This is a genomic window from Reichenbachiella sp., assembly GCF_039941815.1.
Classification (GTDB): domain Bacteria; phylum Bacteroidota; class Bacteroidia; order Cytophagales; family Cyclobacteriaceae; genus Reichenbachiella.
On the sequence record NZ_JBDVDW010000032.1, the window covers coordinates 450,331 to 463,248 of the forward strand.

Here is a 12,918-nt window from a genome sequence, read left to right on the forward strand (position 1 = left end):
ACGAACTGAATTATGAAAAGAATAAATCAATATATACTCGCTATAGTAGCGGTGTTCACATTATCGTGTGAATTGGATGAACCAGTTGATCTTAACAATCCGAGTTTCGGAGGCGTACTGAATGACGCCAGCATCGGTCAACTAAATGAATTGGTTACAGGCATAGTCGCCAGAGCCAGTACAGGCATGGGTAATTACCACGACATCGTCGGGGTGATTGGTCGTGAAATATACAGAATAGATGTATCAGACCCGAGATGGGTAGGAGATCTACTTGGTACCGGAAATCTTGATAATAGCGCTTTTTATACAGGCACTAATTTTAGCACTCGATATAATGGTGTAAAAACTGCAAATACACTCATTTCAGCAGTTGAGAATACTAGTGTTCTAACCAATGCCGAAGCTCAAGGGTATCTGGCATTCGCCAAGACTTTCAAGGCTCATGCGTTGCTGTTTGCTTTGAATCACCAGTATGACAACGGGATCAGAATCGATGTAGAAGACCCAAATGCGCTTGGAGCATTCACAAGCAATGCTGCCGAGGGGTATGATGCCATTGGTGACCTATTGGATGAAGCGGCTGGTCATGCAGCTAATGCTGGAAACTCTTTCGCTTTTGGTTTGACCACCGGATTCGACGGATTTGACACTCCTGCAACGTTTGAGACTTTCATCAAAGCACTTCAGGCACGTGTAGCGTTGTATCAGGAGGATTATGCTAGTGCTGCCACCTTTGTAGATCAGTCTTTTATCAATGAATCAGGTAGTTTCGATGTTGGCGTTTACCGTGTATTTGCCAATGCTTCAGGAGACAGAGTGAATGCTCTTTTCTTCCCGAACAATACAAATGGAACTACTCGATTGGTTCAAAATGATTGGGTGACTGACGCAGAAGCTGGTGATTTGAGATTGTCTAAGGCATCTCTTCGCACGAGCCCTGCCACTGTAATCACAGGTCAGCTTTTTGCCAGCTACGATGCCTGGAACGTAAAGGATCAGGTTCAACCAATGGCTTTCATTCGCAACGAGGAACTCATTTTGATCAAAGCAGAAGCGCTAATTCAGGAAGGATCAGCAGCTTCATTGGCTGAAGCGGTGATACTTATAGATGTCATTCGCACGCAAGCTGGCGGGCTTCCGGCCTATGCTGGTGCAGTCACTCAAAGTGCTTTGATAGATGAGATGCTTACACAGAGAAGATACTCTCTATTCGACGAAGGGCATAGATGGATTGATATGAGAAGGTATGACCGATTGGATCAGCTTCCATTGGACTTGACTAATCACTCTGTGATCAGAGAATTGCCGAGACCATTCAATGAAGTAGGGGTACAAGGCGGTTGATAAATAATATCGATATAAACAGGAAAGCCATCCATATTTTGGATGGCTTTTTTTGTGCCTAATAAATACTAACTGTCTTCGTCCAGCATATCTATATCTTGGATCAGCACTCTTTTGGAAATAGCCTGACCAGTCTTCGTAGCAGCCAATCCACCCATAGCAGTTTCTTTATACCGGGTCTCCATACTCTGGCCAACTTCGCCCATAGCTTCCGCACACTCATCTACAGGAATGACACTATCTACATCCGATAGAGCGATTTGAGCTGAAGAATTTGCAATCGCAGCGGCACTGGCATTTCGTACGACACATGGTACCTCTACAAGACCCGCGACAGGATCACATACTAAGCCTAGCATACATTGCAAGGTGATGGCCACAGCATTGAATACCTGATCCAAACTACCGCCGAGACAATATACCAAGCTACCCGAGGCCATGGCTGCGGCACTTCCCGTTTCCGCCTGGCAGCCACCTACAGCACCAGCTAGAGAAGCTTTCTGCTCTAGTATCAGAGCTATTCCGGCACTGATCAGTAGCGCTTCGGATATTTTTCTATCATCGATATTATGAATGCTCTGCATGGTGGTAAGTACGCCGGGAAGTATCCCAGAAGCGCCTGCCGTAGGTGCTGCGACCACTCTTCCCATACAAGAATTCACCTCCTTGGCAGCCAATGCACTGGACACCAACATTTGAAATTCTTTGGACAAAACCACAGTTTGATTTTGAGCTACTTTTTTTGCACCATTATTGATCATACCAGACATAGAGGACATGTCCTCGTTTAATCCAGTCTCTACAGCCTCCTTCATGACCTGATAGGCTGCGGTGAGGCCAGACCATATATCTTCTTCTGCTGCTCCCTTTTGCTCTATTTCGTATCGTAGCACCGGCACATACAAGGCAATTCCTTCTTTTTCACAAAGAGCCTTCCAGCCCTTAAAATCATCAAATAGAAATGACATGATAATGGTTTAAAATGTATGTTAAAGTTAGTCAGAAATTTGGCTGACTGCCGTCAAGAAAGTCGGAAAATCAGAATTCAGCGTTGCCTGGGGTTCTTGGAAATGGTATTACATCTCTTATATTGGTCATACCGGTCACAAAAAGAATCATTCTTTCGAAGCCAAGTCCATAACCACTATGCGGTGCAGAACCAAATTTTCTGGTATCGAGATACCACCACAGTTCGTCTTTAGGCACACCCATTTCATCCATGCGCTGCTCAAGCTTGTCCAGTCTTTCTTCCCGCTGCGAACCCCCGATGATTTCACCTATGCCCGGGAATAGGATATCCATAGCAGCTACAGTTTTACCATCGTCATTTTGACGCATATAGAAGGCCTTGATTTCTTTCGGGTAATCCGTCAGGATCACAGGTTTTTTGAAATGTTTTTCTACCAGATATCGTTCATGCTCTGATTGTAAGTCAGCACCCCATTCATCGATCAGATACTGGAACTTCTTCTTTTTATTTGGCTTAGAATTTCTCAGAATCTGAATGGCCTCAGTATAAGTAATCCTCTCAAACTGGTTGTCGACCACAAACTTCAATCGATCAAGAAGATACATTTCTGGCCTCTCAATTTCTTTTTTGTTTTTGTTTTCCTCCACCTCTCTTTCATGAAGAAATGCCAAATCGTCTGCACAGTTTTCAAGTGCGTATTGTACCAAATACTGTAACATCTCCTCAGCAAGATCAGCGTTGTCATCGGCGTCGAAGAAAGCCATTTCTGGCTCTATCATCCAAAATTCTGCCAGATGGCGAGTAGTATTAGAATTCTCCGCCCTGAAGGTTGGGCCAAATGTATAAATCTGTCCCAGTGCCATAGCGGCTAGCTCTCCTTCCAGCTGTCCTGAAACTGTAAGGTTGGTTTCTTTATTGAAAAAATCTTTTTTGTAATCGATGTCACCATCATCTGTCTTAGGAAGCTTGTTGAGATCCAGAGCGGTAACTCTAAAAGTCTCCCCAGCGCCTTCTGCATCTGAGGCTGTAATGATCGGCGTATGAATATTCAAAAATCCCTTATCGTTGAAGAACTTATGCACTGCATAGATCATGGCATGGCGTATCCTGTATACTGCCCCAAACGTGTTGGTTCTGGGTCTCAGGTAGGCTATCTCTCTCAAAAACTCCAACGAATGCTTTTTTGGTTGCAAAGGATATTTTTCAGGGTCTGCCTCTCCAAGTACCTCCAATTCCTTCACATGCATTTCTACCGACTGACCAGAACCTTGTGACTCTACTATATCGCCCTTAGCAGCTATACACGCTCCTGTTGAAATCCGTTTCAGGATATCTTCAGTGATCACGTCAGGGTCAGCCACAATCTGCAGATTGTTAATTGTAGATCCATCGTTCAACGCTATAAAGGCCACATTCTTATTTTGCCTTTTTGTCCTCACCCATCCCTTTACGAGTAAAGCAGCTCCTACTTCTGCTGATTTCAAGACCTCTAATATTTTTGTACGTCGTTCCGTGCTCACTTTTTTTGATTTTATTTCAATAATTACCTGATAATGAAGGCAGAGCGCAAAAAAAAAGTATTTTATGTTCCTGTGCAATTAATTGAATTTTCATTCTCTTTGCGCCTGGCAAAAACTACCTTTAATGAGGTTAAATAATCCCAATATGAAGAAATATGATGTGTATGGTATCGGCAATGCGCTGGTGGACTTGGTTTTCGAAGTAGATGATAAGTTTTTCAAAGATCACAAGGTAGAAAAAGGATTGATGACTCTAGTAGAAGAAGAGCATCAAAATAGGCTCATCAATGCCATAGACATTCATGAAAATATGATGAAGGGAGGCGGTTCGGCTGCCAATACGATAGTAGCTTCCAGCCAATTTGGAGCAAGCTGCTACTATTCCTGCAAGGTATCAAACGATGATTTTGGACAATTTTTCCTGAAAGATCTCTCACAAAACGGCGTGGACACTAAACTGACCAAGCAGACTGCTCCCGACGGAATCACCGGCAAATGCCTGGTGATGGTTACTCCGGATGCTGAGCGAACTATGAATACATTTTTGGGAATTACTTCTGACTTTTCAGCGAACGAAATTGACGAGGAGGCGATAAAGAATTCGAACTATATTTATTCTGAAGGTTATCTGGTGCCTTCTCCTTCCGGTCGTGAAGCTATGATCCGTGGTATGGAAGTAGCCAAAGCCAATGGGGTGAAGGTGGCAATGTCCTTCTCAGACCCTAGTATGGTGAAGTTTTTCAAGAATGAAATGGTTGAAGTCGTAGGAGACGGTGTTGATTTGCTCTTCTGCAATGAGGAAGAAGCACTACTTTACACTGGAGCTGACAATTTGCTTGCAGCTAGAGAAGAATTAAAACTAATCGCTAAAAGATTTGCTATTACTCTAGGTAAAAACGGTGCCACCATCTTCGATGGAGATACTTTTGTAGACATTGAATCTTACAAGGTGGATGCTATCGACACGAATGGTGCCGGAGACATGTTCGCCGGAGCTTTTCTCTACGGTATCACGCATGGTCACTCTTATGCGGAAGCAGGTAAAATCGCTAGCTTGGCCTCGTCAAAAGTGGTTTCTCAATTTGGTCCAAGATTAGAGTGGCATCAGGCCAAAGAAATTCTGAACCACCTATTCGAAGATTAAAGACGCTGAACACAATTCACAATTGAAATTCTGATTATTGTCACCATTTAAAACAATTCCGTTAAGGATGTGTTTGGATAGGTATAATCACAATACTTTTGACAAGCATATTAATTCAAAACACATGAGTATGACTTCTACGCTTATTTATAAGGCTGACAATGAATTCGAAGCGACCAATCAGGCTGGAAATACAGTCGCTATGGATATGTATCCTCAAGCTGATAAAAAGAATCAATCACCGATGGACCTGGTGCTGTCTGCTCTGGCCGGATGTGCCGCAGTGGACATCGTCTCTATGATCAAAAAGAAGCGCAGAACCTTTGTCAATCTCAAAGCAGAATCTACCGCAGAGCGAGCAGATACTCACCCTAAAAAGTTCACAAAAATCCACATCAAATATATTATTAGTTCCCCTGATCTGACTGATAAGGAAGCCGAGAAGGTAATTGAACTGGCCGTGGACAAGTACTGCAGCGTGGCCGCTTCATTAGACCCAAATATAGAGTTGACCCATAGCGTAGAGATCACTCGCTAGAGTACTCTTCTAGCGTGGCCAGAGAATCTCCCAATCTATACTATAGCGGGCAGTTTCTTTGTCGTCTATAGGCTGCATATCAACGGTATATGGTCCGCCGGGCTGGTCAGGCACAATAAAAGCAGTACCCAGGAGGTCATTAGGCGATAGTACATCATGATCCCAGACTTCTATCCCTACCCTTTCGTTAGGCGTCAGTCCTGAAAGTTCAATGTCAAGATCATGCTTGGTGTTGACCCGTACGTCTTCGTGTTTCTTATCTTTAGGCCAGATCTTTTTTTTGTCGAATTTGAGAAAAATGTCATCAAATTTCTCCTCATCATTTTGAAAACAATGGAGTGTTTTTAGCCTTACTGTTAGTTTTTCGCTCATGCTCCGCGTAATTTAGTATCCGTTGGAATATTTTAGTTGGTATACTAAAATAACAAATTCCTTACGGAAAAATATTCTCTTGAAAGTATTATACATTCATCAGTATTTCAAAACCCCCATGGAGGGTGGGAGCATCAGGTCCTATTCTCTGGCGAGAGAATTAGTAAAAAAAAATCATGAAGTGCTCATGATTACAACACATAACAATTCTCGCAGAGTTGCTAAGGAAATAGAGGGCTTGCAGGTAATCTATTTGCCTGTTAGGTATGGTAATGAGATGTCATTTGGTCGTAGAATAATCGCATTCATGAAATTTATGATTTTGGCGATAATAGAATCAGTTAAGCACCGAAACATTGACCTGTGCTATGTCATGACCACTCCTCTTTCTACTGGTATCATCGCTCTGTTCAACAAGGTCTTTCTAGGAAGGCCTTATGTTTTCGAAGTAGGCGATCTATGGCCCAAGGTGCCTATCGACCTGGGACTTATTCAGAAGAGATGGCAAATGCAGCTGCTTCTCTTGGCTGAGCGCATTTTCTATCGACAGGCCAAAGGGCTCATTGGTCTATCAGACCCCATCTCAGCCCATTTACAGAGGATCTCCCCAAACGTACCTATAGAAACGGTCTACAATATCTCCGATTGTAAAAGATTTAAGCCTGCTGTGAAGAAGGCTGAATTAGTAGAGAAATATAAAGTCGACGATCAGTTTGTTATTAGCTATACTGGCACATTCGGAATGGCAAATGATCTAAGTCGACTAGTTGATTTGGCTGCACAAGTACAAGATTTGCCCATTCAGTTTTTGATTGTTGGAGATGGTGCTGAGCGTAAGAAAATCGAACATTTGACAGAAAAGAGAAATCTTAATAACCTGGTGCTTTACAAAGCCATGGATAAAACCAAAATTCTGGAAATAATCAATATTACCGATGCTATGTTTGTCTCATTTGCAGATGTTGAATCGCTTCACACTGGTAGCCCGAACAAATTCTTTGACGCTTTGGCGGCAGGAAAACTGATCATCACCAATTTTAATGGCTGGATTGGAGAATTGATTGAATCAAATAGCTGTGGTGTAGTCGTTCGATCTGCTGATGATTTTCGATCCGAGATGTCTGGTTTTCTTCACAATCCCGTGAAGTTGTCAACTTATCAAGGCAACGCCAGAAGACTCGCAGAATCTCGGTTTGAGCTTGGTATGCAAGCCGAAACCCAATTGCGGTTCATTCAAACGGTAGTCAGTCATTGATATTTCTTGGCTTATATCCTGATTGTTGAAACATCTTATGCGCATCTCTTTCTGCCATTAGATCGGTAAAAGAAACATCAGGGTTTTGATCCATATACCTTCTTACGATTTGCCATCCTATCCATCCACCAACTCTACCGGGACAATTTTCGCTGATCTCTGCGATATTGGGTCGTTCGCCAATAATTTTGTTTTTCAAATAATGGCTGGTTTCATAGAGGAGTTCATTTTCAATAAGATTGGCCCATATTACTTCCTGATTTTTGAGAACGGCCTCCATTTCTTTGGAAGAATAACCAATGATCAGCGAATCTGCCTTGCAAGGCAAGGCTTGCTCGACGAAGTAGTAGGATTTGCCAAGGTTCACCATATCGGCCAGTAGTGTGCCATGTGTTTGATCTGCCAGATTGAATTCGTTTGAAACGAAGCTCAGCACTATAGGAGCTAAGCTCTCCTTCATGTACCTTTTTACAATATATCTTGGAATGTCATTTGGAAAATAGCGTCCATTTTCTCCGGAAAAATAATCAAGTCCAATTACGATCAAGGAGTCCGAAATGTACATATCGTTATAAAATCCAGTGATTATGGTTTGAATCTTTGGAACCTCCTGATTTGGGTAATTACTCTTTATAAACTGATAGGCCGATGTCAGCTCTTTTACGTTTTGGTCAAAGTCCGAGTAATAAGATTTCGTATCCATCATCAATGTGTCAATCGATGGCTGTTGCAAGAGACGAAAAAGTCTTTTAGCCAAAATGGTATCGTTAGGATATTGGTTAGCATCCAGGAAATAATCAGCCATTACCCTATTCTGCTGAAACAATCGAAGCACATCGTCTACATCCTTCAAATCGGACAGCTGATCTTCCAGTCTTTCTACTTTCAGGTCGACCGACACCTTCTCATACCTGTTTTCTTCGGTACATTTTGTGCCCTCACAGGCGGGCAGTCCGAGAATTAGCAGTATGACCGCACATTTTATTAGAATTAATTGATAAATTGTTAGCTGCTTCAATCGTATGGACTTTAGATTTGTAACGGATAAGACCTCTAACTAGAGGCCGTATTAAAAGAATGACAAAACTATTTATTTATTTTAATTTCTCATGAAGAATATTGTCCTTGCCACCTTACTATTCCTAATTTCCTTTGGTATCTATGCTCAGCCTCAGTTGGGTCTGGTCGTAGGCCCGAGTATCTCTATGAACCGGGTGAAATACAAATCAGATCCTCTACTAGACATCACCAATGATGGCTCAAAGCTCAAATTCAAATTTGGTCTGGAAGCAGATTTTTTACTTTCTGAAAACTATGCTTTCAATACAGCTCTGATCTTTGCTCCAAAGCGTGCGGGATATACGATCACACCTACAGATGGGTCAGGCTCGTTCACGGAAGAATACAAAGTACACTACCTCCAAATTCCTGTTACAATCAAACTATTCACCAGTGAGATACAACCTGATATCAAAGCTTTTTTTCAGCTGGGGTTTAAAGGAGAAATAAAATTATTTGACGAACCATTCAGAGAAGAATACACGCTCATAGAAGAATTTCACATGTTCGATTGTTCGTTTACCGGAGGGTTTGGTGTAGAATATGGCGCTGGAGTTAATACGGTGTTTTATGGCGGTATATTCTATGATCGAGGACTAGTAGATATTGTGAAATCATCACTTGCTCCTAATACGCTCACTACCAAAATGGACATGCTGGATCTAAAGATTGGCCTCAAGTTCTAGATAAAAAAAAGATCGAACTTAAAGTTCGATCTCTTCTCCTAATCCGTTAAGAAAATTATATTGTGTCAGCGGCATAGAGGAATCCTCTACCAGACTGACCCATCTCTTGTATTTGAAGTACCACTTCCATTGCTTTGAAATCATGCCTTTGGTAAAAAAGGCATATAGATATGGATGAAGCGATATGGTCAACTTCTTTTCGTTTTGTTTTTGTATAAGATGCTCAAGGTCTTTTTCAACCTGATCAGCTACAAGAATAGAGGCTGTGATTTTACCTGTCCCATTACATGCAGGGCAAACCTCTCTGGTCTTGATGTCAACTTCTGGCCTTACTCTTTGTCTTGTGATTTGCATCAACCCAAACTTGGATAAAGGCAGCACAGTAAATTTGGAACGATCAGTCTTCATTTCGTCCTTCATTTTCTGATAAAGCAGCTTTTTATTCTCCGCTTTTCTCATGTCAATAAAATCTACTACTATGATCCCTCCCATGTCCCGAAGTCGCAATTGTCTTGCGATTTCTTTGGCTGCATCTAGATTGACTTTTAACGCTGTATTCTCTTGGTTGTCCTCAGCGTTCGACTTATTGCCACTGTTTACGTCTACAACGTGCAGGGCTTCAGTATGCTCTATAATTAGGTATCCACCGCCGTCGATGCTTACCGATTGTCCAAAGAGTCCTTTGAGTTGCTTTTCAATACCATAGGATTCAAACATTTTGACCCTGCCGGTATATAGCTTTACAATTTTTTCTTTGTCCGGTGCGATATCTTGAATAAATGTCTTGACATCCTTATAGAGTGCTTTATCATCTACTACAATGCTGTCAAAGGATTCATTCAATACGTCACGAAGTATAGAGTTCGCGCGATTTATTTCCCCAATGATTTTCTCATTTGGTTTAGCTTTCTTCAGTTTTTGCATTCCTGAAGACCACTTCTCTACCAAACCGCTGAGATCTCTGTCAAGCTCGGCAACGTCCTTTCCGGCAGCAACCGTTCTTATGATAACTCCGAAATTTTCGGGTTTAATGGAGGTAATTAATCGAAGCAAACGCTTCCTTTCATTGCTGTCCCCAATTTTTTTGGAAACACTGACAGCATCGGAGAATGGTACGAGTACCAAGTATCTTCCGGCTATCGACAACTCACTGGATAATCTAGGCCCTTTTGTTGATATAGGTTCTTTTACAACCTGAACGAGAACACGCTGGTTTTTGGTCAAAACCTGGTTCATTTTCCCCAACTTATTGATATCGGGCAATCTTTTAAAGCCATTCAGATTCTTTCCGGTAATTCTACCGGAAATGATCTGCTTGGTGCATTTCATTAATGATTGCAATTGGGGGCCGAGATCCAAATAATGCAGGAAGGCATCTTTTTCGTATCCAATGTCTACAAATGCTGCATTTAATCCTGGAACAACTTTTTTTACTGATCCAAGATAAATGTCGCCTACATTGAATTGATGTCCATCATGGTCCTGATGAAACTCGGCTAATTTTTTATCTTTTAAAAGGGCTATTCGACATCCACTCTGAGTTGAATTTATTATTAATTCGTTACTCAAAATTGATATGTTTTATAGGTTCAAATATTAATTCAAACAACCCAAGAAAGCACAATTATTTTTTCTTGTGTCTGTTCTTTCTTAGCCTCTTTTTTCTTTTATGAGTAGATATCTTATGTCTTTTTCTTTTCTTACCGCAAGGCATAATCTAATTTCTTTAAATGTTCTAATTTCGTTTAATCTCATCGCTTCAACTCTCCAAAAAAAGGTCGTCGTCGCATTTATTTTTTCTAACCGTTCTTTGCTTTTTTAAAATATGGAACGATTATTCAATTCTTTAATTTCTTGTTTGTGAGAATTTCAACGCAGTTTTAAATTCTCTAAAAAGCACAAGGCTCCTCTAAACAGTCCGCAAAGATAGTATTTTTTTTCTTCATTGGAAGAAAAAAATTTAGCTACTAAAGCATGTTCGGAATTGTTAATTTAACTGGGCTCAGGAAAAGCCTCTTAATTCACTCAAATCAATGGTTGGGCTCAACCAATTTTCTTACTGCTTTTTATTTTCTCAATGAATACCTTCGACGGCTTAAAACTAGGAATATAGTGCTCATCAATTATGATAGCTGTATTTTTTGAGATGTTTCTGGCAATCTTCTTAGCTCTCTTTTTGTTAATAAAACTCCCGAATCCTCGAACATAAATGTTTTCGCCTTCAGCCATGGAATTTTTAACCACAGAAAAAAAAGCCTCCACCGATGCCTGAACGTCCAATCGATCGATACCTGTCTTTTCCGCTATTTCGTTGATCACATCTGCCTTTGTCACCTCTAATTTTTTAGATATTAATAATAAGATAAATATTTTACAAACTAATTTAGTTGCCTGAAATTCAACGATTTCAGAGGGCAAATAAACACAAAAAATCAATTATTGAGAAATATTAAGACGGCTTTCAAATCAGGCCCAGCTGGTATACACGCAGAATGGTTTTCTACAGTCATGTTGAATTGGTATCAAATCCATAAGCGAGATCTGCCATGGCGAGATACTAAGGACCCATTTTTCATCTGGTTGTCGGAAATTATTCTTCAGCAAACCCGAGTAAATCAAGGCCTGCCATACTATCTCAAATTCTCTGAAAAATTCGATTCAATTGAAAGCTTTGCTTCGGCAGACCTTGATCAGATTTTAAAACTCTGGCAAGGACTTGGATACTACTCACGGGCAAGAAACATGTACGATTGTGCTCATGCTGTTGTTGAAAAGTACCATGGAAAATTTCCAGACAATTATAAAGAGCTACAAAACCTCAAAGGTGTAGGCAAGTATACAGCAGCTGCTATTGCCTCTATCTGTTTTGATGAGGCCGTGCCTACCATTGATGGAAATGTATTCAGAGTGCTGTCGCGGCTATTTGGCATAGCGGATGACATAGCTAAATCCAGTACATTCGGCGTTTTCTTTGAGAAGGCCAAATCTCTTATCCCCAATCAGTCTCCCGGGGATTTTAATCAGGCCATGATGGAATTCGGTGCGACGGTCTGCACTCCCAAGTCGCCTAATTGCGAAGATTGCCCCTTTTCAAAATCATGTTTTGCTTATGAGCAGGAGATGATTGAAATGCTTCCAGTAAAATCAAAGAAAATCAAAATTAAGCATCGCTATTTCAACTATCATGTTATTACCTACAAGGGCCATCTATTGATGAGAAAACGACCTTCTGGTGATATTTGGACTGGGCTATTCGAATTCGATCTAGAAGAAGCTGAAAAGAGCTCAAAAAGCAGTAACTTTGAAAACACAACACTTCAGTACTCATCTGAAGAAATTGTGCATCAATTGACTCACCAACAACTACATATTAGATTCCATGTGTATGAAGCATTGGATCAGCGGTCATTCGAGCAGATAAGTGAGGACAGGGAATTGGATTCTATATTACTGAAGAGTGTAAAGAACTACGCGGTTCCAAAACCAATAGAATTGTTTTTGAATGATGAGTTTTGTAAGTAAATTAATATTGCGAATCTACCTTAAGAAATAGAATACATGGCAGGAGTAAATAAAGTAATCTTATTGGGAAATCTGGGAAAAGACCCAGAAGTCAGACATCTGGAAAATGGACGAGCGGTGGCAAATTTTTCTATCGCTACCAGTGAAACCTATAAAAACAAGCAGGGTGAAAAGGTGACCAATACGGAATGGCACAATGTGGTACTATGGACACCTCTAGCTGAGATTGCAGAAAAGTATCTCAACAAAGGCAATCAGGTATACATAGAGGGAAAATTGACTTCAAGATCATACGAAGACAAAGAAGGAGTCACTCGATACATCACGGAAGTAGTAGGTCGGGAGATGACGCTTCTGGGAGGACCATCGAGACCAGAAGGTGCTACGGCAGCACCTGCTGCAAGTCAACCAAATGAAAGCAGCGCAGCACCGACGGCTGCGGCTCCAGTAGAGGAGTCGAACGAAATCGACGATCTTCCGTTCTAACCTGAAACTGTAAAATACA

13 protein-coding genes are annotated in these 12,918 nt (G+C 41.1%); 7 read left to right on the forward strand and 6 right to left on the reverse strand.

Annotated features, from left to right (window positions below; genetic code table 11):
• The first annotated feature begins 12 nt into the window (after positions 1-12).
• Positions 13-1,347 carry a RagB/SusD family nutrient uptake outer membrane protein gene (locus ABJF11_RS09215; protein ID WP_348119520.1) on the forward strand — a complete coding sequence of 445 codons (1,335 nt, stop codon included), beginning with the start codon at positions 13-15 and terminating at the stop codon, positions 1,345-1,347.
• Between the two features lie 68 nt (positions 1,348-1,415).
• Here the strand turns inward: ABJF11_RS09215 and sdaAA are convergent, their stop codons facing one another.
• Both sdaAA and asnS read right to left on the reverse strand, forming a co-directional pair.
• Positions 1,416-2,315 (reverse strand): L-serine ammonia-lyase, iron-sulfur-dependent, subunit alpha, encoded by a 900-nt coding sequence (gene sdaAA, locus ABJF11_RS09220; protein ID WP_348119521.1) that lies wholly within the window; start codon positions 2,313-2,315, stop codon positions 1,416-1,418.
• Positions 2,316-2,385: 70 nt separating this feature from the next.
• A complete protein-coding gene (gene asnS / locus ABJF11_RS09225; protein ID WP_348119522.1) occupies positions 2,386-3,837 on the reverse strand; it encodes an asparagine--tRNA ligase in 1,452 nt (483 codons plus the stop codon).
• A 145-nt stretch (positions 3,838-3,982) separates the two neighbouring features.
• On the opposite strand from asnS, the gene ABJF11_RS09230 reads away from it, so the two are divergent.
• Positions 3,983-4,981, forward strand: coding sequence for an adenosine kinase (locus tag ABJF11_RS09230; RefSeq protein ID WP_348119523.1), 999 nt, complete (start codon positions 3,983-3,985; stop codon positions 4,979-4,981).
• 130 nt (positions 4,982-5,111) lie between these two features.
• Positions 5,112-5,519 carry an OsmC family protein gene (locus ABJF11_RS09235; RefSeq protein ID WP_348119524.1) on the forward strand — a complete coding sequence of 136 codons (408 nt, stop codon included), beginning with the start codon at positions 5,112-5,114 and terminating at the stop codon, positions 5,517-5,519.
• Positions 5,520-5,528: 9 nt separating this feature from the next.
• On the opposite strand, the gene ABJF11_RS09240 is transcribed toward ABJF11_RS09235, so the two are convergent.
• Entirely contained in the window at positions 5,529-5,891 is a 363-nt protein-coding gene (locus tag ABJF11_RS09240; RefSeq protein ID WP_348119525.1) for a hypothetical protein, read from the reverse strand.
• 79 nt (positions 5,892-5,970) lie between these two features.
• Here ABJF11_RS09240 and ABJF11_RS09245 point away from each other — a divergent pair, with 79 nt between their 5' ends.
• On the forward strand, positions 5,971-7,146 hold the full coding sequence (locus tag ABJF11_RS09245; protein ID WP_348119526.1) for a glycosyltransferase family 4 protein: 1,176 nt from the start codon (positions 5,971-5,973) through the stop codon (positions 7,144-7,146).
• On the opposite strand, the gene ABJF11_RS09250 is transcribed toward ABJF11_RS09245, so the two are convergent.
• Complete coding sequence (locus ABJF11_RS09250; RefSeq protein WP_348119527.1) at positions 7,136-8,164, reverse strand: gliding motility lipoprotein GldB; 1,029 nt, start codon at positions 8,162-8,164, stop codon at positions 7,136-7,138. The two genes, ABJF11_RS09245 and ABJF11_RS09250, sit on opposite strands and share 11 nt — an antisense overlap.
• Before the next feature lie 91 nt (positions 8,165-8,255).
• Between ABJF11_RS09250 and ABJF11_RS09255 the strand changes: the two genes are divergently transcribed.
• Positions 8,256-8,891: a porin family protein gene (locus ABJF11_RS09255; protein WP_348119528.1), complete on the forward strand. Its 636-nt coding sequence runs from the start codon at positions 8,256-8,258 to the stop codon at positions 8,889-8,891.
• Between the two features lie 18 nt (positions 8,892-8,909).
• Here ABJF11_RS09255 and ABJF11_RS09260 read toward each other — a convergent pair whose 3' ends face one another.
• Complete coding sequence (locus ABJF11_RS09260) at positions 8,910-10,460, reverse strand: Rne/Rng family ribonuclease (RefSeq protein ID WP_348119529.1); 1,551 nt, start codon at positions 10,458-10,460, stop codon at positions 8,910-8,912.
• Between the two features lie 474 nt (positions 10,461-10,934).
• Positions 10,935-11,225 (reverse strand): HU family DNA-binding protein, encoded by a 291-nt coding sequence (locus ABJF11_RS09265; protein ID WP_348119530.1) that lies wholly within the window; start codon positions 11,223-11,225, stop codon positions 10,935-10,937.
• A gap of 105 nt (positions 11,226-11,330) precedes the next feature.
• Between ABJF11_RS09265 and mutY the strand changes: the two genes are divergently transcribed.
• Together mutY and ABJF11_RS09275 are read left to right on the forward strand one after the other, a co-directional pair.
• A complete protein-coding gene (mutY, locus tag ABJF11_RS09270; RefSeq protein ID WP_348119531.1) occupies positions 11,331-12,413 on the forward strand; it encodes an A/G-specific adenine glycosylase in 1,083 nt (360 codons plus the stop codon).
• A gap of 36 nt (positions 12,414-12,449) precedes the next feature.
• Entirely contained in the window at positions 12,450-12,899 is a 450-nt protein-coding gene (locus ABJF11_RS09275; protein ID WP_348119532.1) for a single-stranded DNA-binding protein, read from the forward strand.
• Positions 12,900-12,918: the final 19 nt, after the last annotated feature.

Excerpts from the sequence above, each read along its gene's own strand:
- sdaAA (WP_348119521.1), bottom strand. The coding sequence starts at position 2,315 with ATGTCATTTCTATTTGATGATTTTAAGGGCTGGAAGGCTCTTTGTGAA.
- ABJF11_RS09230 (WP_348119523.1), top strand. The coding sequence starts at position 3,983 with ATGAAGAAATATGATGTGTATGGTATCGGCAATGCGCTGGTGGACTTG.
- ABJF11_RS09255 (WP_348119528.1), top strand. The coding sequence starts at position 8,256 with ATGAAGAATATTGTCCTTGCCACCTTACTATTCCTAATTTCCTTTGGT.
- ABJF11_RS09240 (WP_348119525.1), bottom strand. The coding sequence starts at position 5,891 with ATGAGCGAAAAACTAACAGTAAGGCTAAAAACACTCCATTGTTTTCAA.
- ABJF11_RS09235 (WP_348119524.1), top strand. The coding sequence starts at position 5,112 with ATGACTTCTACGCTTATTTATAAGGCTGACAATGAATTCGAAGCGACC.
- ABJF11_RS09215 (WP_348119520.1), top strand. The coding sequence starts at position 13 with ATGAAAAGAATAAATCAATATATACTCGCTATAGTAGCGGTGTTCACA.
- ABJF11_RS09275 (WP_348119532.1), top strand. The coding sequence starts at position 12,450 with ATGGCAGGAGTAAATAAAGTAATCTTATTGGGAAATCTGGGAAAAGAC.